The sequence below is a fragment of the Chitinophaga sp. MM2321 genome, from assembly GCF_964033635.1.
Classification (GTDB): domain Bacteria; phylum Bacteroidota; class Bacteroidia; order Chitinophagales; family Chitinophagaceae; genus Chitinophaga.
Genome location: NZ_OZ035533.1, coordinates 153,016 through 174,726 on the forward strand (window position 1 = coordinate 153,016; position 21,711 = coordinate 174,726).

The 21,711-nt window shown below is 47.5% G+C and carries 16 protein-coding genes; 13 read left to right on the forward strand and 3 right to left on the reverse strand.

Annotation, left to right across the window (positions count from 1 at the left end; translation table 11 throughout):
- Positions 1-11 precede the first annotated feature (11 nt).
- From ABQ275_RS00605 to ABQ275_RS00650, 10 genes are all read left to right on the forward strand, one after another.
- Positions 12-2,654 carry a TonB-dependent receptor gene (locus ABQ275_RS00605; protein ID WP_349316320.1) on the forward strand — a complete coding sequence of 881 codons (2,643 nt, stop codon included), beginning with the start codon at positions 12-14 and terminating at the stop codon, positions 2,652-2,654.
- Between the two features lie 9 nt (positions 2,655-2,663).
- Positions 2,664-3,518, forward strand: coding sequence for a DUF4249 domain-containing protein (locus ABQ275_RS00610; protein WP_349316321.1), 855 nt, complete (start codon positions 2,664-2,666; stop codon positions 3,516-3,518).
- 104 nt (positions 3,519-3,622) lie between these two features.
- Complete coding sequence (locus ABQ275_RS00615) at positions 3,623-4,177, forward strand: RNA polymerase sigma-70 factor (RefSeq protein WP_349316322.1); 555 nt, start codon at positions 3,623-3,625, stop codon at positions 4,175-4,177.
- Between the two features lie 106 nt (positions 4,178-4,283).
- Entirely contained in the window at positions 4,284-5,219 is a 936-nt protein-coding gene (locus ABQ275_RS00620) for a FecR domain-containing protein (protein ID WP_349316323.1), read from the forward strand.
- 11 nt (positions 5,220-5,230) lie between these two features.
- On the forward strand, positions 5,231-8,431 hold the full coding sequence (locus ABQ275_RS00625; protein ID WP_349316324.1) for a TonB-dependent receptor: 3,201 nt from the start codon (positions 5,231-5,233) through the stop codon (positions 8,429-8,431).
- A 23-nt stretch (positions 8,432-8,454) separates the two neighbouring features.
- Positions 8,455-10,047, forward strand: a complete 1,593-nt coding sequence (locus ABQ275_RS00630; RefSeq protein WP_349316325.1) for a RagB/SusD family nutrient uptake outer membrane protein — start codon at positions 8,455-8,457, stop codon at positions 10,045-10,047.
- A gap of 154 nt (positions 10,048-10,201) precedes the next feature.
- Positions 10,202-11,152 carry a DnaJ C-terminal domain-containing protein gene (locus ABQ275_RS00635; protein ID WP_349316326.1) on the forward strand — a complete coding sequence of 317 codons (951 nt, stop codon included), beginning with the start codon at positions 10,202-10,204 and terminating at the stop codon, positions 11,150-11,152.
- The gene (locus tag ABQ275_RS00640; protein ID WP_349316327.1) at positions 11,145-11,492 is read left to right on the forward strand and encodes a hypothetical protein; all 348 of its coding nucleotides are present in this window, start codon (positions 11,145-11,147) and stop codon (positions 11,490-11,492) included. The genes ABQ275_RS00635 and ABQ275_RS00640 overlap by 8 nt, the downstream gene beginning before the upstream one ends.
- Positions 11,489-12,910, forward strand: a complete 1,422-nt coding sequence (locus ABQ275_RS00645) for a DHA2 family efflux MFS transporter permease subunit (protein ID WP_349316328.1) — start codon at positions 11,489-11,491, stop codon at positions 12,908-12,910. Before ABQ275_RS00640 ends, ABQ275_RS00645 begins: the two co-directional genes overlap by 4 nt.
- A gap of 52 nt (positions 12,911-12,962) precedes the next feature.
- Entirely contained in the window at positions 12,963-14,402 is a 1,440-nt protein-coding gene (locus ABQ275_RS00650; protein ID WP_349316329.1) for an ATP-binding protein, read from the forward strand.
- Positions 14,403-14,419: 17 nt separating this feature from the next.
- On the opposite strand, the gene ABQ275_RS00655 is transcribed toward ABQ275_RS00650, so the two are convergent.
- On the reverse strand, positions 14,420-15,262 hold the full coding sequence (locus ABQ275_RS00655) for a S1-like domain-containing RNA-binding protein (protein ID WP_349316330.1): 843 nt from the start codon (positions 15,260-15,262) through the stop codon (positions 14,420-14,422).
- Between the two features lie 144 nt (positions 15,263-15,406).
- Here ABQ275_RS00655 and ABQ275_RS00660 point away from each other — a divergent pair, with 144 nt between their 5' ends.
- Together ABQ275_RS00660 and ABQ275_RS00665 are read left to right on the forward strand one after the other, a co-directional pair.
- Positions 15,407-16,243 carry a sulfite exporter TauE/SafE family protein gene (locus ABQ275_RS00660; RefSeq protein WP_349316331.1) on the forward strand — a complete coding sequence of 279 codons (837 nt, stop codon included), beginning with the start codon at positions 15,407-15,409 and terminating at the stop codon, positions 16,241-16,243.
- Between the two features lie 3 nt (positions 16,244-16,246).
- On the forward strand, positions 16,247-16,645 hold the full coding sequence (locus tag ABQ275_RS00665; RefSeq protein ID WP_349316332.1) for a DUF1634 domain-containing protein: 399 nt from the start codon (positions 16,247-16,249) through the stop codon (positions 16,643-16,645).
- A gap of 45 nt (positions 16,646-16,690) precedes the next feature.
- On the opposite strand, the gene ABQ275_RS00670 is transcribed toward ABQ275_RS00665, so the two are convergent.
- Positions 16,691-18,070: an alpha-L-fucosidase gene (locus ABQ275_RS00670; protein WP_349316333.1), complete on the reverse strand. Its 1,380-nt coding sequence runs from the start codon at positions 18,068-18,070 to the stop codon at positions 16,691-16,693.
- A gap of 331 nt (positions 18,071-18,401) precedes the next feature.
- Here ABQ275_RS00670 and ABQ275_RS00675 point away from each other — a divergent pair, with 331 nt between their 5' ends.
- Positions 18,402-19,919: an arylsulfatase gene (locus ABQ275_RS00675; RefSeq protein ID WP_349316334.1), complete on the forward strand. Its 1,518-nt coding sequence runs from the start codon at positions 18,402-18,404 to the stop codon at positions 19,917-19,919.
- 145 nt (positions 19,920-20,064) lie between these two features.
- On the opposite strand, the gene ABQ275_RS00680 is transcribed toward ABQ275_RS00675, so the two are convergent.
- Entirely contained in the window at positions 20,065-21,579 is a 1,515-nt protein-coding gene (locus ABQ275_RS00680; protein ID WP_349316335.1) for a malate:quinone oxidoreductase, read from the reverse strand.
- Between the last annotated feature and the right edge of the window lie 132 nt (positions 21,580-21,711).

Sequence of the window (21,711 nt, forward strand, 5' to 3'; positions counted from 1 at the left end):
ATATCTGTATTATGTTATTAGCCAGGAAACTGCTAACAGGTATGTTACTGATGTGCATACCGTTAAGCGTTTTAGGGTGGGACTGGCAAACAAGAGTAACCGTAGTGGTAAAGGACCAGCCTTTACAGGTAGTGTGTGAATTACTGGAGAAAGAATATGGCATCCATTTTTCATATAGCAGGGAACTTGTCAACTTATCCCGCAAAGTTACTGTCACCGTATATCACCAGCGCCTGAAGAGCGTGCTGGAGGAGCTGTTTGTGCCCGATGAGATCCGTTATACCCGTGTAGGCGACCAGCTGGTATTACAGCCGGCCATCCGTACTACCCGCACTATCAGCGGTTATGTACAGGATGCCTTCAGCGGGGAAAAATTGCCGGGAGCCACTATCTGGTCGCCGGCATTGAAACAGGGTACCACTACCAACCAGTTTGGATATTTCAGCATCACCACCATAAAAGATACCAATAGCCTGGCCGTTTCTTATATCGGTTATGATACTTACCTGCAACCGGTTACCCATCGCGGTGATCAGTTGTTGACAGTGGCGTTATTGCCGGTGGCCAGTTTGAAGGAGGTCGTGGTGACGGCTATTGATAGGAATAAATTACAGGATCAGACACAGATGAGCAAGATGAGTATCCCGCAATCAGTGGTGCAATCCATGCCGAAGTTGCTGGGCGAGGCGGATCTTATGCGCACGCTGCATTCCATACCGGGCGTAGGTGGTGGTATGGACGGCGCCGGTGGTCTCCATGTGCGTGGTGGTAGTCCCGATCAGAACCTGATCCTGCTGGATGGTACGCCGGTATTTAATTTCTCACATTTTTTCGGCGTCTATTCCTTGCTGAATGCAGATGTAGTAAAATCTACAGAGCTGTATAAAGGCGCTTTCCCGGCGCGTTTCGGGGGACGCTTGTCTTCTGTGGTGGATATTACAATGAAAGATGGCGATATGAAAAATTATCACGGCGATGTGGGTGTTGGTATGATCTCCGCCCGGTTCAACCTGGAAGGACCTATTGTAAAAGATAAAACGTCGTTTATTATTTCCGGCCGCCGCTCTTATCCCGACCTGATTTATAACATCCTGAGATCAGAAAATGATTTTGGTCGCGATGGCGCTTTCAATGCTTTTTTTTATGATGTACATGCCAAGATCAATCATATTTTTTCTCCGAAGGACCGCATCTATCTGAGTTTATATAAGGGAGAAGATAACCTGCTGGTTAAACAGGTACCGGACAACACCGATGTACCGGCAGACCCTACAAAGATCCGTACAGAGAGCGTCCGGTTCCGGTTGGGCTGGGGCAATACCATCGGGGCTTTGCGCTGGAATCATATTTACGGGCCACAGCTTTTTTCCAATGCATCCTTGAATTATTCGGAGTATGCTTTCCTCACGGAATATGGGTTTAAATATTCGCTGCCGGCTTCCCGTGAAAGCTCTGATCAGTATGGCACCTATTCTTCGCGGATGAAAAATGCCAGTGCAAAAATAGATTTTGATTACCGGCCGGACCCGCGTCATTCCATTCGTTTTGGTACAGCGGTGACGGGGCATTATTTTAAACCCGGCATGACTGATTTTGAAGATAAAAGCAGTGGCATACCGCCGCTGGATACAACGTACCGTGCATTAAAAACACAGGGACTGGAGTTTATACTGTACGCAGAAGATGACTGGCAACTTCGTACAGGCTTATACGTTAACCTGGGCGTGCATGCATCTGCATTCCTGGTAAATGGCCGGTTGTACCAATCGGTACAGCCCCGGCTGGGCTTCCGGTATATGCTGCCGCGCAACTGGGCGCTGAAAGGGGCTTATACGCATATGACACAGTATATTCATCTCTTATCCAACAATGGCATTTCTTTACCTATGGATATATGGGTACCCTCTACGCAACGTGTGGCGCCGATGTTTTCCAGACAGCTGGCTACAGGGTTAGCCAAAACCAGTAACAACGGCAGCTATGAATTTTCGATGGAAGGATATTTCAAATCCATGTTTAACATGATTGAGTATACCAGCGATCGTGGTTTTGTGAATCAGGACCTGGTTAACTGGGATGAAAAAGTGGTGGTAGGAAAAGGCTGGAGTTATGGCGGAGAAGTAATGATCCGGAAACAGAAAGGGAAAACAACCGGCTGGATCGGTTATACGCTGGCCTGGAGTACGCGCCGTTTTCCGGGCATTAACAACAACCAGACCTTTCCTTATAAATACGATCACCGGCATGATATAGAGCTGGTGTTGACGCAGCAACTGGGCAAGCACTGGGAGTTGTCCGGCTCCTGGCATTATACTACCGGCGCACCGCTTACGTTGCCTGTTTCCAGCTATGAGGGTACTACCGGGGCTTCGCCCTGGGACCCTGGTAGTGGTAGTCATGAGGTGGTGGACAGATATGATTACCGCTATAATTACAGAACAGAAAATATACACCGGCTGGATGTGGGTATCACTTACAGCAAGCAGAAAAAGTACTGGCGTAAAAGCTGGAACCTGAGTGTTTACAATGTATATAACCAGCAGAATCCGTTCTTTTATTATATGAAAAAAGATGAGGTGGAAAAGCAACGGTACCTGGCAAAGGTAACGGTACTGCCTATTCTGCCAAGTGTCACTTATTCAATCAGGTTTTAAAGAAAAAGGATGAAACATATTTTCGTATATGCTATACTGTTAGTATCTGTTTTCAGCAGTTGTGAAAAGCGGGTTAATTTTAAATTGCCCTATGAGGGCGATAAAATTGTGATCAATAGCCTGATACAACCCGATAGTGTTATATATGTGCGTGTAACACGTAGTGTGCCATCCATTGTGTATGATGAAAATGGTTTTACAGAGATAAAAGATGCGGCGGTAACCCTGGAACAGGATGGTGTGGTAATGGCGCCGGTGCAGCAGCAGCAGATTGGTGGACGCCGTTATTTTGTTTCCGCAGAGAAAGCTGTCCTGGGAAAGCAGTATACCATTCGTGCAGCCGTTGCCGGCATGCCGGCGGTAATGGGGGGAGATACCCTTCCTTCGGCACCGGAGGTGGGAGAAGCCACTGCACAGCGCGGTAGCAACCGGGTGCGTTTTACCCTGAAAGACCGTCCGGGTGCGGCCGACTATTACCGTGTGCGCATCTTTGCCTATGGCCCGGATCAGCAACCGGATACCTTGCGCTTCTTCCGGCTGGACCCTTCCTTTAATAATAACCTGGTGGATGTGATCACCAGCTTTGACAAAACCAGCCTGATCATGCATGATGAAAGGTTCAACGGGAAGCAGGTCAACTTTGTACTACAAACACAGGACCCCATTATCAATACCAGCTACCTGATGGTGGAAGTCAGCACACTCACGAAGAGCGCCTGTAATTACCTGGAAACAGTTGCTGCGCAGCAGGACAATGGCGCCGGTATTGCAGCGGAACCGGTGACTGTATTTACGAATGTGGTGAATGGCTATGGTATAGTGGCCGGCATCCATACAAAAAGGATGGTGATTAAAGTAGAATAACATCTCCCTTACCCGATAACCCTATGTTAACACATTGATATGTTTTAACTCTCCCCTTTTTTCTTATCTTACTCCAAGATACTTTTAAGGCTATTCTATATGTTATGCCTGAAATATTACCAACTGACCTGTTAGCACGTTTACAAGTCAGTGATTTTTCCGCGTTTGAGCTACTCTTCAATACCTATTGGGAGGGCCTTTACACGTACGCAGCCAAAATACTGGGGAGTCAGGATGATGCGCAAGACATCATCCAGGACTTGTTTACTGATATATGGGACAGAAGGGCGCAACTGGAAATCCATACCCACATCCGTTATTACCTTTTCAGCGCCGTCCGCAAGCAGATTCTTCGCAAGTTCCGGAACGACGGATTAAAAGAGAAACATCTGGAGAAATTTATCCTGCATAGTGAGCTCCGCTCGGAACTCACCCTGAGCACCCTCATCAATAAAGATATCATCAACCAGTTGCAGCAAGACCTGCAACATTTGCCTGAAAAGGAAAGACAAGTCTTTGTATCCTATCATTTTGATGAATTGAGTATCCGTGAAATTGCTGATAAAAACGGTACCGCCGAACAAACCGTCCGCAACCAGCTGGGAAACGCCTATCGAAAAGCGCGGCCGCTGCTCAATAAGTTGTTGATGCTCGTATGAGTAGCCGGAAACCAAAAAATCCCCTCCAATATTACCCGGATATTAATTTCTTTTTCCCGATAGTTAAAATCGATGGGTTGTGGTACTTAGTTATAAATACCACCTCTTGATCCGATCAAACGTTAAGGCATTAATAGACAGGTTTCTTGATGGTAAACCTGATCCGGCCGCCGGGCAGCTGCTGGAAGATTGGCTGGATATACTGGCTGCAGACGCTTCCTGGCCGGGGAATCCCCTGAACCGGCGCAGCAAGGAGCGGTTACGTAAAAGGATGCTGGCTACCGTGAGAGAACGTACGGGAAATGCACCCCGGGTAAGACATCTATGGAGAAATGTAGCTGCTGCCGCCTGTATGCTGGGGGTATTGGGTCTTGGCTATTATATGATCCATCGCGACAAGGTGATCGTTTACCAGGAACTCCGTACGGCTATCGGAGAGAAGAAGCTATTGCTACTGCCGGACAGTAGTAAGGTTTGGCTGGGCGCTAACTCTATCCTTAAATATGCCGTGCCTTTTGCTGCAAACAGAAGCATACAACTCATATCCGGGGAGGCCTTTTTTGAAGTGGCGCCTCTCACGAAGCGGCCATTTACGGTAGATACAGACAGCCTCCGGGTACTGGTACTGGGTACCTCCTTTAATATAAGGGCTTACGGTGAGCAACTGGAACTGGCCGTGAGCAGCGGTAAGGTAAAGGTGAGTAAAGGCGCGCAGGTGCTGGATGTACTCACGGCCAGGGAAGCACTGATTGTTGACAGGGCCGGCTATAAGACGCAACATAAAATAATAGATCCGGCCTATATAGGTGGCTGGAAAAACAACCAGATCATATTTGACGATATGCCGGTAGCAACTGTACTGGCATTGCTTGAAAATTATTATCCCGTAAAATTTATTGTCAGGAAGTTACCGGCCAGGCGTATCAGCGGCTCATTCCAGACCCGCTTGCGCGTACCGCAGATCATTCGTGTACTGGAAGAATTGACCGACCACCAGGTAATCATCAAACCTGCAGGAGCAGGTATTTACACTGTAGAATAAATCATCTCTATATGCATGTACGTATTATTAACGCAGGTAGAAGACTCTTCTTTGTTGCACTCTTGCTGTCCCTTGGCGGAAGCATAGCGGCACAACAGAAGTCCACGGTAATACAGGAGCTGCACGTAAAAGCAGGCTTACTGTCTGATGCCATCAAGTTGCTGCAAACGCAGAGCGGTATTGATATCGTCTACGATGTGGCTGTACTGAAAAATCATCGTGTGGAGAACCACGATTTCAAAAACCAGTCTGTGGATGAAGTACTGAGGGAGCTGCTGAAAGGAAGCGGGTTCCGGTTTACAACCACAGAAGGGGTGATCATCATCAGTAAAGAAAAAATGAGAAGTACCCTGACGGGTACGGTGACGGATCAGGAAACAGGGCTGCCCATACCAGGGGCAAGTGTACAGGTAAAAGGATCATCGCAGGGAAGTGTAACCAATGCGCAGGGCGCTTTCTCTTTGCAGGCGGATAATACAGGCGATACCCTCTTATTCAGTTACATAGGGTACAAGTCTGTACGGCTGCCATTGAATGGACAAAAGACGGTTACCATCCGCTTGAAATCCGATGCCAGTATGCTCAACAGCGTGGTGGTAGTGGGTTATGGTCAAACTACAAAAGGAGACCTCACGGGTGCGGTATCGCATGTATCGGCAGAGAATTTTAATAACGGTGTATTCAGTTCTCCGGAGCAGTTACTCCAGGGAAAAGTGCCGGGATTAAATATCACCCGTAGTGGCGATCCCAATGCCTCACCGGCAGTGATTCTCAGAGGGCCTTCCACTTTCCGGGAAGGAGAAGCACAGCAACCTTTCTATGTCATTGACGGGGTGCCGGGTGCCAATATTCAGCTGGTATCTCCTGCCGACATTGTATCTATGGATGTATTGAAAGATGCGGCTTCCACAGCCATTTATGGCGCGCGTGCTGCCAACGGCGTGATTATGATCACGACCCGCCGCGCCAAACCTGGTCAGAGTTGGGTGTCATACAATGCTTACGCCGCATTGGAACAGGTATCTAACCGCATTGATATGCTCACTGGTGATGAACTGCGCCAGTATCTGAAGGATAACGGCAAAAGCCTCGACCCGAAGTATGAAGATCATGTGAATACAGACTGGCAGAATGAAGTAACCCGCAAAGGTCTTTCCCATAATCATAACATTTCTTTTGGCGGCGGTAATGAAAAAACGGTGTTTGACGGAAGTGTTACCTATCTTCAGAATAATGGTATTATAAAAGGTTCCTCACTGGAACGGCTAAACGTACGTGCTAACCTGGAACAACGTGCATTCAATGATCTGTTGAAACTGAACTTATCTGTCAGCAACAGCATCGGTACACAGGAACGTATTCCCGACCTGGTATTCCAGAATATGCTGAACTATTTACCTACGGTCAATATTCTTAATCCGGATGGTACCTATAAAGAAGATTTTTCCCGTACAAGAGATTACCTGAACCCGGTTTCCCTGATCGATAATAATTCCGACCGGAGTAAGGATAAAATTATGCTGGGGAATGCACGGGCAGAGCTGAAACTGTTGCCGGGATTGAAATACACGGTAAGTCTCTCTTTACAGGATGAACAGGTTAACCGCGATATTTATAATAAACGTGCTTCGGGCATATCGCAGAACACCAAAGGACAAGCTACACGCAGCGCCTTTACCAACACACGTAAAGTACTGGAGAGTTATTTTAACTATGATAAGATATTTGGTAAACATGACCTGCGTTTGTTAGCCGGGTATTCCTGGCAGGAAGAGCGCAGGAATGATGGTTTCCAGACTTCCAACCAGGGCTTTGTTTCCGACGCCACACAAGGCGACAACCTGGGACTGGGAAGCCCTGTAGAAGGATTTAATCCTAATTATGGTACGCAACGGATCACGACCTTACGCTTCATCTCTTTTTATGGTCGTGTGAATTATCAGTATGCAGAAAAGTACATTTTCCAGGTATCTGCCAGGCAGGATGGTTCTTCTGCATTCGGTGCTAATAACCGCTGGGGTATCTTCCCCGCTGTTTCTGCGGCCTGGAAGGTCAACAAAGAAAACTTCCTGGCAGGTGTAAAGTGGATCGATGATCTGAAACTACGTGCAGGCTATGGCGTTACCGGTAACTCTCTCGGCTTTGATCCCCTGATTGCCATTCTTCGGAATGACCTGAAAGGCAAATTTTATTACAATGGTAAATTCCTGAATGCCATCGGGCCTACGCAGAATGAAAATCCTAACCTGCGCTGGGAACGTACCGGCATGGCCAATATCGGTCTTGATCTGACCGTACTGGAAGGCCGCCTGGGCTTTACTGCAGACTATTATGATAAGCGTACCACTGACCTGATCTATAGTTATGATGTACCTACTACCCAATATTTTGTGAATACCATGCTGGCCAATGTGGGAACGATGAGCAACAAGGGAATTGAATTGCAGGTGAATGCCGTACCATTAAAGACGGGCGCTTTTACCTGGACCACCTCCGCCAACGTAGCCCATAACAATAACCGGGTGGAATCACTTTCCAACGATATCTTTTCCCGCACCTATGTGGAAACAGCTGACTTGGGTGGAAAAGGACAATCCGGCAACAAATCACAGCGGTTGCTGGAAGGTGCTGCACTGGGCTCTTTTTATCTCTGGAAATATGTAGGCAAAGATAAAGACGGGGTGTCTGAATTCCTTTCTGCCAATGGAGGCAATACAACCATACCCAGTTTCACAGACCTGGTGTTTAGCGGTAATGCACAGCCTACATTGACCTATGGATGGAGCAACAGTTTTAACTATGGTAATTTCGATCTTAACTTTTTCCTGCGCGGCGTATCCGGTAATAAAATACTGAATGCTACACTGGCGAACCTGAACAGCCCTGCGGATGCGGCCAGTCAGAATATACCACGGTTTTCACTGGTAGATAAAGCTGAGGATAAAAACGCCCATTATATTTCTGACCGCTTCCTGGAAAGCGGCGCTTACCTGCGACTGGACAATGCTACGCTGGGGTATAACATACCGGTGCATAATAACTATGTACGCCGTTTACGTGTATACGTTTCCGGTAACAACCTGTTCGTGATTACGAAGTATAAGGGCATTGATCCGGAAGTAAATATGGGCGGGCTTACACCAGGTATCGACAACAATAATTTCTATCCGAAAACCCGTTCATTCCTGGTGGGTTTAAATGCTTCTTTCTAATGTTTAATTCAAAAACTGTTGACATGAAAAACATCATTATAACAGGTACGGCTATATGTTTACTGTTGCTTTCCGGCTGTACCAAGCTGGATGTGAAAGTAGAGTCGGAGTATGTGAAGGAGAATTTTCCTAATACAGCAGATGGGTTTATCGCAGCACTGGGCCCCATCTATACGCAACTGAGCGGTAGCTATGCTATAGACTACTGGCGTATGCAGGAGTTGTCTACAGATGAAGCGATTATACCTGCGCGGGATAATAACTACAACGATGGCGGGCAGTATCGTTTTCTGCATAAACATACCTGGACCAAAGATCATCCCACTGTAAGAAGTGTATGGGAATGGGGCTTCGGCGGTATCAATACCAGTAACCGGATTCTTGCCCTGTTTGAAAACGGACCGGATACGGATTTCAAAGCGCCGGCAATAGCAGAGGCGCGTGCAATGCGGGCATTGTACTATTTCTTTATGATGGACCTGTATGGTAAAGTGCCTATTATTACAAAATTTGGCGGCACTGAAATACCTGAGCAGTCAGATCGTGCAGCTGTTTTCGCTTTTATAGAACAGGAGCTGAAAGAAGTAGTGCCTTTACTGAGCAAGGAAACCGGACAGCTCACTTATTCCAAACCCACCAAATGGTTTGCATTTGCCTTGCTGACAAAAATGTATCTCAATGCGCAGGTGTATACCGGCAAGCCGATGTATAACGAAGCCGTAGCTATGGCAGACAGTATCCTGGCGGGTGGGAAGTATTCACTGGATGATAACTATGCCGCTATTTTTGCACCTGAAAACGGGCCGCAGATCAAGGAAACCATTTTTGCGATTCCCTATGATGCCAATGTGATCAAAGGAAATCAGTTTTCACGCTTTGGGCTGCATACCGGGTTACAGGAAAAGTATGCACTTCCTTTCCGCCCCAGCATTGCCATGAGTACGATTGCTTCTTTTTACCAGCGATTTAATCTCACCGGTGATGTACGCAATGATACGTGGCTGGCCGGACCCCAGACTAATTTTGATGGAACACCCATTCTGATCGGTACTACCAATAAAGGATTAGATAACAGCTACAGTGGCCCCGATCCGGATAAAGCCATCAAATGGCAGCTCACCTTTTCTCCGGAGATGCCTATGATCAGCGATACCGCGATGGATGTAGGTAACGATGAACTGGGTAAAGCCAGGGGCGTGCGTTCCATTAAATATTATCCTGACAAAAATACGCATCCGCAGGATCGTAATTCCAACAATGATGTGCCGGTATTCCGTTTGGCAGATGTATTGCTGATGAAGGCGGAAGCCATTAGCAGAGGCGCTGCTGCCACTGCGGTAAATGGTGAATTGCAGACACCGGATGTATTGGTAAACAAGATCAGGCAACGTGCGCATGCACCACTGGTAAGTGGCATAACGGTCAATGAACTGCTGGAGGAACGTGCCCGTGAAATGGCCTGGGAAGCCTGGCGCAGGAATGACCTGATCCGCTACGGCAAGTTTGAAAGTGGCTGGGAATTTAAAACAGACGGGGATATCAATAAGCGTATTTACCCGATACCAGCTACGGAGATCACCCTTAATCCGAAACTGATCCAGAATCCGGGGTATTAAAATAGTGCCGGTCGGCGAATGACGGCATTACAGGCAGTTGTATAGCGATGAATCTTCGCGTACGGCTACCCGTAATGCCGTCATTCGTATGTATGCTTTCCGGTATGTTTCTTGCGGCCTTGAACAAGTTTCAGATAAAACATGTTTTATACTTATGGAAGTTAAAGACTACTACAAAGTATTGGGTGTGGATAAGACAGCAACAGCGGAACAGATCAAGAAAGCATACCGTAAGCTGGCCGTAAAACACCATCCTGACAAGAACCAGGGTGATAAGGCGGCGGAAGAAAAATTTAAAGAAATCAATGAAGCGTATGAAGTGCTGAGTGATAAAGAGAAGCGGGGAAAGTATGATCAGTTCGGTGAAAACTACAAATATTACGAGCAGCATGGTGGCCGTCCGGAAGATTATGACTGGTCGCAATATGGCGGCCGGCAGCAGGGACAGGGCCGTTCCTACCAGGGTAATATGGAAGACCTGTTTGGTAATGGCGGCGGGGAAGGGAATTTCTCTGATTTCTTTGAACAGTTGTTTGGAAGCCATTTCTCCGGTGGTGGCCGCCGGCAGCAACAGGGTCCTGCCCGGGGCCGGGATGTGCAGGCTACTATGGAAGTATCGCTGGAAGATGCCTACAGTGGCGCTACCCGGCAGGTGGAAGTAAATGGCAGCCGGCTCAATATCAAATTAAAACCCGGCCTGCATGAAGGACAGGTGATCCGCCTGAAAGGCAAAGGTTCCCCCGGCCGGAAAGAAGGCGAACACGGCGACCTGCTCATTACCATACAGTTGGCCCCCCATCCGCAATTTGAACTAAAAGGACAGGATATTTATACGGATCTGCCCGTACCATTGTATACCGCCGTACTGGGAGGTAAGCTAACGGTACCTACACCCGGCGCTGCATTAAATATGAACATCCCGGCAGGAACAGACAGCGGGAAAGTGTTCCGGTTAAAAGGAAAAGGATTGCCTGCCTATGATCACAAAGGCGCTGCCGGAGATCTTTATATCAAAGCTGTTGTACACATACCCACACAGCTCACTGAAAAGGAAAAGGAATTGTTTCAGCAACTATCACAATTAAATGAGAAGGGTCATGCTTAAACTTTTTGATTATCTGGAAGAAGTGATCGCTACAGAAAGAATTACGCAGTTAAGGAACCCGCCATTGTTGTACACTGCCAGTGAGATCATGCAGGAGCTGGGTTATGGTGAACAAGGGATGGAACAGGAGCCGCTGGACAGGGCCATGCATGCCTGTGCTGCCCTTCAGATCCCGGTAAACTTTAATTTCAAAAAGATTTATTGTTATAAAGACGGAGAGATGGTAACAGACTGGCAACTGTCGGAACTGGCTACTTATCTTTTTATGATCAACTGTAATCCGCTGAATCCTGTGGTAGCAAAAGCCCAGCTGATATTTATGATGAAAGACAGGGTATGAGAGATATTAACAGAACAGGAATACTGATCGTTATTATCATGGGTACTACAATGGCTGGTATAGATTCCAGCATTGTTAATATATCCCTTCCCGTTATGAGCAAGCAGTTTAACTGTACGCTGAGTGAAATTGAATGGGTGATTACGGTATATATGCTGAGCTTTTCTGTACTGATGCCCCTTACCAACTGGCTCAAGAACAGGATCGGTTTTTTTAATCTTTATATCGGTGCTATTTCCCTGTTTACAATCGGGTCGTTATTATGTGCGCTCTCTACCAGCCTGGACTGGCTGCTTACAGGGCGGGTGGTGCAGGCATTGGGCGGCGGTGCGATGGCGCCTACTTCCATGGCCATCATATCGTATGTATTTCCAGCCAGGGTAAGAGGCACTGTATTGGGCTGGTGGGGATTGGGTAACCTGGTAGGGCCGGCCATGGGGCCAACATTGGGTGGAATTCTTACCCAGCAATTTGGCTGGCCATCTATCTTCTACATAAATCTCCCTATCGGTATACTGACTGTTATCCTGGCGTTCAAATACCTGGGTGTATTACGCAGTCAGCCTAAACTGAAATTACCTTTTGATATCTCAGGATTTGTGGCGCTGACCATGTTCCTGGTATGTTTGCAATACGGGATAGCGCGGGCGGAAGTGCTGGGCATTACATCTCCGGAAATTATTGTTACACTGGCTGTTGCTGTAATATCCCTTTTTGTTTTTATCTGGATAGATCGCAGGAAGAAGGAGCCTATTATGGACCTGCATCTTTTTACGAACTACTCTTTTGTAAGCTGTATCCTTGTTACGATTTCCCGTTCGGCGGCTTTGTTTGGTGGATTGTTCCTGCTGCCGTTCCTGCTCCAGGAACAGATGGGTTTTTCGGAAGGAGCTTCCGGGTTGCTCATCTTGCCAAACTCCGTTTTTATGGCGGCTTTAATGCCTTTTGCCGGTAAATGGTCTGATAAGCACGGGTCACGGGAAATCTCGCTGACAGGTATTGCCTTACTCGCCGTTTCCATGTATTTATTTTCATTGCTGGACAGGGGGAGCAGTATCTGGTTTGTGATCATCACGATGATTGTGAGAGGAGTAGGAATGGGACTTTTAGTGGCGCCACTGAACGCGGCTACACTCAGTGCTGTACGGCCCAGTGAAGTGACGATGGCCTCTTCTATCAGTACGCTGATGCAACAGGTAGGAGGCGCCATCGGCATAGCTGTGCTGGCCATCGTAACACAAAACTCTTACAACAATTATGTGCTTGCCGGTGCTACATCGCTGCAATCACATCACCTGGCGTTGCGCGAAGGATTTATTATCTCCCTGATTATACTCCTGGTTACCCTTGTTCCCGCCTGGTTTTTACCACGCAGAAATGTGGTGTTGAAAGATAGTGATGTACATATTGATACCTGATGATAAAAGATGCATGATTATTGGTTAATATAGCAGAACTATCCTGTTAGACATGGCGATAAATAATAAGAAGCATATATTAATGATTGATGATGACGAGGATGATTTTTTCCTCGTAAACGCGCTGCTACAGGATATTTCACCAGACCAGTATGCTTTGCAGTGGGCGTCTTCCTATAAGGAAGGGTTGATGGCTATTGAAACCCGGGTACATGACCTGTACCTGGTAGACTACCGGCTGGGGGGCAATACAGGGATTGATGTGTTGCACCATTTCCGCAACCTGGGCTATAAAGCCCCCGTTATCCTGTTTACCGGCAAAGGAGATTACCATATCGATAAAGAAGCGATGCTGGCAGGTGCAGCTGATTATCTTGTGAAAAGTGAAATTAATGCTGCGCTGCTGGAACGTGCTATCAGGTATACCCTTGATAAATACGCCCATTTGCAAGCCATTGAAAAAAGTGAAAAACGGTACTTCAGTATTTTTGAAAAATCCAATGATCTCATCTTACTGGCAGATTGTGAACATAAAATAGTGGCGGCTAATCCTGCTGCACTACAGATATTAAAATATGAAGAAGCCGTGCTGTATAATCACCGGCTGCAAAACCTGTTTGCCCAGGATGGGCAGATAAACGCTTTCCTGGAACAGCTTTGCAGCGAACAGGGTGTAGTGCAGCAGGAATATATCTTCCACACCCGGGAGGGGCATTTACTGGATGTAATTGTGAATGCCACCCTGCTCGATGAAAAAAAACAACTCTACCTGTGCATCATCCAGGATATTACAGAACGTAAGCGCAAGGCGCAGGAAAAACAACAGCAGGAAAAGTTTGCTATCACGGGCCGTATTGCCCGGTTGGTGGCGCATGAAGTGCGTAACCCGCTGACAAATATCCTGCTGGCGGTATCACAGCTGAAATCTGAGCCGGTTATGCAAACGGAAGACTCCCAGCTTTATCTTGATATTATGGAACGGAACTGTCACCGTATTAATCAATTGGTGACGGAGCTGCTGGAATCAACCCGGATGTCTGAGCTAAACATGCTGCCACAGGGCCTGAATGAGCTTGCTGCCAAAGCATTGCAGTTGGCAGCCGACCGGCTGCAACTCAATAATATTAAAGTGGTGCAGCAGTTAAGTGAGCCTGACCGGCAGATCATGGCAGATGAAGATAAAGTACTGATTGCCCTGCTGAATATTATCATCAACGGTGTTGAAGCCATGAAAGCAGGAGACGGTACACTAAGCATTCATACCTATCATGAACAGGACCGGGTGTATATACGTATAACCGATACCGGTAGTGGTATCCGCGAAGAAAATATCGCCAAGTTATTTGAACCTTTCTTTACCAATAAAACCAAAGGAACGGGGTTAGGACTCACAGCCACCCAGAATATTATTCTCCAGCATAAAGGGAATATTTCCGTGGAAAGCACGCCTGGCGAAGGAACCAGCTTTCTGATAAGTTTTCCGGTTGTGTAATTGTTGTTGGCACTGATTTACTCCGGTAGTTCTTCCTCTGCAGCTTTGATACCTGTTTTCGTAAAAGTTATTTTACGTTGTTTGTATAAAGTGCCGATGGTCATCTTGAATGTTTTCTTACTCATGCCAAAAAATTCCTGGATCTCTTCCGGTGAGGATTTATCGTGGTAGGGGAGGTAGCCATCGTTTTCCGCCAGTAGTCTTAATACTTTCTCTCCTTCATCTTCAACACGTTTGTATCCCGGCTGGCCGAGGATCACGTCAATTCTGTCTTCTTTGATCTGTTTGATAAAGCCGCTGAGTCTATCTCCTACTTCGATGGTACGGAATAAATCGCTGTGATGCAGGATGCCGGTGTGTTGGTTGTTAATGATTACTACATAACCGATATCGGAACGGCGGTATACCAGGAGGTCTACCTGGTCCAGTTCTTTTACGGTGAGGTTTTCATTGCTGAGGAAGCGGTCTATTTTTTCCGTGGCGGCGATGCGGCCGGTTTGTTCGTCGATGTATATTTTCACCAGGTATTCCTGTCCGGGAGCCATGCGGGTGAGCTGTTGTGATTGTGCCACGAACAGGTCTTTCATGAGGCCCCATTCCAGGAATGCGCCTTGTTTGGTAACGCTTAGAGCGGTCAGGTTTACGATATCGCCTACAATGCCCAAGGGTCTTTGGGTGGTGGCGATAAGGCGGTTTTCGGAGTCATGATACAGGAATACTTCCAGTTCATCGCCAATTTGGGTGCCTGCGGGTACAAACCTTGTGGGCAGCAGGATTTCCTGTTCAATACCTTCGAGATATACCCCGAAATCAGTTTCTTTTTTCACCCTTAACAGGTTGTACTCACCCACCTTTATCATAAAAAATCAGTTAATTATCAGGGTGCAAGTTACTTATAGATTGCCGGATTGTTGAAATCATATTCTGCTTACTTTTGTAAGATCGGCTATTTGCCAGGCATTTATTGCCTGTAATTCCTGGTCTGCACCAACCAAACCTCGCTTATGACGATTTTATCATTTACCCTGATCCTATTGTGTGGCGCCTTCCTTGCGGGTTTCCTGGGGTCGCTGACCGGACTGGGCGGCGGTGTAGTTATCATTCCGCTGCTGGCCCTGGTATTTCATGTAGATATACGTTATGCGATAGGTACGGCGCTGGTAGCTTCCATCGCCACATCTTCCGGTTCTGCATCTGCCTATGTGAAGGAGGGCATTACGAATATCCGGCTGGGGATGTTCCTGGAAATAGCCACTACTACGGGGGCTGTGGCGGGTGCGCTGATTGCGGTATTCATTCCTACCAATGTGGTGGCTATTATTTTTGGTATTGTGCTGATCTTCTCTGCTGTCATGTCGTTACAGCGTAAGAAGGAAAGCATTACAGATGAAGATGTCAGTAAGCTGGCGCGTCAGTTGCGGCTCAACAGCTCCTATCCTGTGGGTACCGGTGTGGTATCCTACAAGGTAAGGCATGTGCCGGGCGGCTATTTTATGATGATGTTTGCCGGTGTGATGTCGGGGTTGCTCGGCATAGGTTCCGGTGCTCTGAAGGTGCTGGCAATGGATAATATTATGCGGATTCCGTTTAAGGTGTCTACTACTACCAGTAATTTTATGATCGGCGTTACGGCTGCGGCCAGTGCGGTGGTGTATCTGCAACGGGGTTATATCAGTCCCGGCTTGTGTCTGCCGGTGGTGCTGGGCGTGCTGGCTGGCGCCTTTGCCGGTTCGCGGTTACTGGTACAAGCCAATGTAAAATGGCTACGGATCGTTTTTAATGTGGTCATCACTTTGCTGGCTTTGCAAATGATTTATAATGGTTTAACCGGAAAATTATAGACGATGAAGCGGTTATTTTCAAAACATTACTGGGCAGACAAAGACATTCAGCAGCTGATAGGCTGGCAGCTACGTATAGGCGTGATCGTGTCGAGCGTGGTGGTTTCCATTGGCGGCATTATTTACCTGTATCGTCACGGGCATGAACAACCGGCGTATGGCACTTTTACGGGTGTCCGCGAAGGACTGAACAACCTCCCCGGTATTTTGCACGGCGTAATGGCCGGGCAGGGACGCGATATTATCCAGTTGGGAGTGGTATTACTCATTGCTACCCCTATTATTCGTATACTCTTTTCCGTTATTGCATTTTTAATAGAGAAAGATTACCTGTATGTGGTGATCACCCTGATTGTATTAGGGGTTATTACGCTTAGTATGCTGGGACCGGAATTGATATAATTGGACATGTGACAGCAAATGAGTAATTGCTATCACATGTCTCATTTACAAAATGCCGGCTACTTCAATTTTTATAACAGCTACCACCGGGTCGGGGGATTGCGCCGGAACGCTGATCACGAGGCCATCTGCGCCGGTTGTTGTGTTTAATTTTTTACCACCGTCCAGCAGTTTTGCCTGTGTAATTTTATTTTTCAGACCAGAGACAACCAGTTTGCCATCAGCAGGCCATTCAAAAACGTGCAGGTATAAAGTTGTTTTGTTGCCGTTCACTTTTTTGGTGCACCGTCCCCATGGCAGTGCGCCCAGTGGGCTTCCCTGGGTGGCATAAATAGCTTCACCGTTTACCTTCATCCACTTTCCGATTGCCTGGAGACCGTCTATGCTGGCTTGCGGAAACTCACCTTCACCGGTGGGGCCAACGTTGAGCAGGTAGTTACCATTTTTGGAGGCGATGTCTACCAGGTTCCTGATCAGTGTTTCCGTGCTTTTCCATTTGTGGTCGTAGGTTTTATAGCCCCAGGTACCATTCATGGTCATACAGGTTTCCCAGTCGCGGCCATCGAGTTCAGACTGGTTGGGAATTTTCTGTTCAGGTGTTTTATAGTCACCGGGGAAGTTGGGTCTTTTCAGGCGGTCGTTGGTGATGATGTTGGGTTGCAGCGCGAGTACGGCTTGTAATTTCTGTGCGTATTCATCTGTCATGTTAGTAGGGGTGTCCCACCATAAAATAGCAACGTCGCCATAATTAGTAAGCAGTTCTTTCACCTGTGGTACAGCTACCTGGTCGATGTAATCAGACATAGCGCGGGTGGTTTGCGCCGGGTCCCAGTGGCCGGTGTGGGCGAGGGTGTATGCATCTATTTTTGCGGAGTCAGGGTTTGGCCATCCTTCTGTGGCTACTTTGCGGGCAGCAGCGCCGCCGGGATTGTTCCAGTCCTGCGCCTGCGAATAGTAGAAGCCCAGTTTGATACCATATTTTTTGCAGGCGGCTACGAGCGGAGTAAGTACGTCTTTGCCGTAAGGGGTTGCGTCTACAATGTTCCATTTGCTGGCAGCAGATTTGAACATGGCGAAGCCATCGTGGTGTTTTGCGGTGATCACGATATATTTCATGCCGGCGTCTCTGGCGGTTTTTACCCAGGCGTCTGCATCATATTTAATGGGGTTGAATTGCCGGGCATATTGCTGGTATTCGGCTACGGGTATTTTAGCGCGGTTCATGATCCATTCTGCGCCGCGGCCTACCTGGTGGCCTTTGTAGTTGCCGCCCAGTACGGCGTAGTCGCCCCAGTGGATAAACATGCCGAAGCGTGCTTCCCGCCACCATTTCATGTGCTGGTCATGCGATGATGCGGTGGTTTGAGCATAAATAGTTTGTGTTGCGCAGATATACACAAACAGCAGGAAACCCAGTTTTTTCATAACGCGATGTTGATGGTTTAATAATGTTATTGTAACCTGATCTATGCTATAGGAGAGCCGGGCCAATGATACGGGTTATTCATCTCTTTAAATACCTTTACTGCAATCGTTTGCATAAAGTTGGTAAAAAATAAGCGCATCGCGCTTCCTTTTTTCAAAACATGCTGATAACCCTTGTGAATCTATGATTAAAGATCGGATATTCAGCTATCGCAAATTGTACTGATTTTGCTTTTTTGTTGTGTTTTTTTCACAAAATATCATGGAATATTGATTTAGTAAGAACAGGTATTATCTTAGTAGTATCTGCATTTATCAAAATAAAGAAAGTATGGTGAACATGAAATCCGGTCTTGCACTCGTTGTTGCAATTTGTATAGCCGGCCTGGTACAGGCACAGCAAAAAGGGAATGCTGCAAAAACACAGCGGCCTAATATTGTACTTATTTATGCAGATGACCTTGGTTATGGAGATATCAGCTGCAACGGCGCCACCAAAGTGCATACACCGAATATAGACCGGCTGGCATCGCAGGGTATCCGGTTTACCAATGGCCACGCCTCGTCTGCTACGTGTACACCTTCCCGTTATTCCATCCTCACCGGTCAATATGCCTGGCGCAGAAAAGGAACCGGCATCGCACCCGGCGACGCCCCACTCATCATTGATACTGCCATGACCACACTACCTTCCATGCTGCAAAGCGCAGGCTACACCACCGGCGCGGTAGGCAAATGGCACCTGGGCATCGGCGATCAGAAAGGGCCCGACTGGAACGGGGAACTGAAACCCGGTCCACTGGAAATTGGCTTTCACTATTGCTGGATTATGCCGGCTACAGCAGACCGTGTTCCATGTGTATACGTAGAAAATCATCACGTAGCCAACCTTGACCCCAAAGACCCTATTAAAGTGAGTTATATCGCACCGATAGGTGATGAGCCTACCGGGAAAAATAACCCCGAGCTGCTCGTGATGAAAGCATCGCACGGACATAACAACGCTATTGTAAACGGAATAGGCCGCATCGGATTTATGCAGGGAGGTACGGCCGCCCTGTGGAAAGATGACCTCATTGCCGCCACCCTGACCGCGAAAGCGCAACATTTTATTATCGACAACAAAGCCAATCCTTTCTTTCTATATTTTGCTACACATGATATTCATGTACCCCGCGTTCCCGGTAAAGATTTCCTGGGTAAAAGCGGTCTGGGTGTACGTGGTGATGCCATCCTGCAACTGGACTGGACGGTAGGGCAAATCATGCATACGCTGGATAGTTTACATCTCACTCAAAATACAATCCTGGTATTTACGAGCGATAACGGCCCCGTGGTAGATGATGGTTACGAGGATCAGGCGGTGGAATTACTGAATGGACATACACCCGCCGGCCCGTTCCGGGGTGGCAAGTACAGTAACTTCGATGGTGGTGCCCACATCCCTTTTATTGTACGCTGGCCCGGTAAAGTGAAGCCCGGTGTTTCCGCTGCACTGGTAAGTCAGCTGGACCTGCTCCGCTCTTTCTCTGTACTGACCGGTCAGTCACTCAGCAAAGCAGCTGGCCCCGACAGTTATAATATGCTGGCAGCCTTTACCGGCAAGGATAAAAAGGGCCGGGAATCTATCATTGTACATGCCGGCGCACTCAGTATTATTAAAGGAAAGTGGAAGTATATTCAACCGGGTAAAGGTCCGCGGATAGACCGCAATGTGAACATTGAACTGGGTAACGACACCTTGCCGCAGCTCTATGATCTCAGCAAAGACCCCGGCGAAAAAAATAATGTGGCCGCCCAACATCCGGCAATTATAGCAGAACTGAAACCCGCATTAAACTCGCATTAAACCAGGCGTAAACCAGGCGTAAACCAGGGGGAAAGTCCATATTACGTGTGGGCATTGCCGTAGGAGTCCTTATTAAATTAAAATAACACCCCGGATCAAAACGGTTAACCGTTTTGGTCCGGGGTGTTATTTAGTATGTTTTTCTTTATGCAGTTTGCATCTCTTCCAGTTCCAGGACTTCAGTGGTCCATTTGCGGAGTTCATTGCAGAGCGTTGGATTATTGAGGAGTGATTGCCCGTAAGAGGGGATCATTTTTTTCAGCTTGATCTGCCATGCTTCTGTTTCCAGGTCTTCTTTGAAGCAGCGTCTCAACAGGTTGAGCATGATAGAAACGGCGGTAGATGCACCGGGAGAAGCGCCCAGCAGCGCGGCCAGGGAGCCATCTGCCGCACTTACCACTTCCGTTCCGAATTCGAGGATACCACCATGTTCAGGATCTTTTTTGATCACCTGTACACGTTGACCTGCGATTTCCAGTTCCCAGTCTTCCATCTGTGCTTCGGGGAAATATTCACGTAAGGCATCCAGCCTGTCTTCCGGCTTCTGGCGTACCTGTGCGATGAGATATTTCGTGAGGGGGATATTATCCAGGCCGGCAGACACCATGGGGTGAATGTTGTTGGCTTTGATAGATAAAGGAAGATCAAACACAGACCCGTTTTTCAGAAATTTGGTGGAGAATCCGGCGTAGGGGCCAAACAGCAATGCTTTTTCTCCGTCTATCATGCGGGTATCCAGGTGTGGCACCGACATCGGCGGCGCGCCTACAGAGGCTTTGCCATATACTTTTGCCTGGTGTTGTTCAATTATTTCCGGGTTAGTGCAACGCAGCCATTGACCACTTACCGGGAAACCGCCGAAGCCTTTTCCTTCCGGTATATCTGATTTTTCCAGCAGGGGCAGAGAGCCACCACCGGCGCCAATGAATACGAAATTTGTTTTAATGACTTGTTTCTCGCGGGTTTCGCGGTTCTTTACTTTGATCTGCCAGCTACCGTCTTCTGCTTTTTTCAGGTCACGTACATCGTGATTGAAATGGAGGCTGATGCCTTCCAGTGATTCGAGGTGGTTGAACAGCGCGCGGCTGAGTGCTCCAAAATTTACGTCGGTGCCCAGTTCCATGCGGGTAGCCGCTACTTTCTGTGAAGGGTCCCGACCATCCATTACCAGCGGCATCCAGTGTTCCAGTTGGGTCTTATCTTCGGAATATTTCATCCGATTGAAAAGGTGACACTGCTGCAGGGCTTTGTATCGCTTTTTCAGGTAATCCACATTTTCATCTCCCCAAACAAAACTCATATGGGGAATGCTTTGTATAAAGGTTTGTGGGTTGGAAACGATATTATTTGCTACCAGGTAGGCCCAAAACTGCCTGGAGACTTCGAATTGTTCAGCAATATTTACAGCCTTCTTGATATCTACTGATCCGTCCTGCTTCTGCGGAGTATAGTTCAGTTCACAAAATGCGGAATGGCCGGTACCTGCATTATTCCATGCGTCGGAACTTTCTGCGGCAGCCATATCCAGTCGCTCATAAATTGCAATGGTGAGTTCGGGTTGGAGCTCTTTCAGGAGCATTCCCAGTGTGGCGCTCATTATACCGGCGCCTATTAAAACCACATCCGGACCTGTTTCAGACGTACGCTTGCTACTAAACATAACCCTCTTTTTATTCGAGGGGCAAAGTTACAATCAAAACAGTTAAGCAGGGGAAGAAAATGCATGTTTTTGGTCAAATTAACAATCCGATTACAATTCTTTCTGAATAAATTGAAAGTTTGGGAAGTAGGG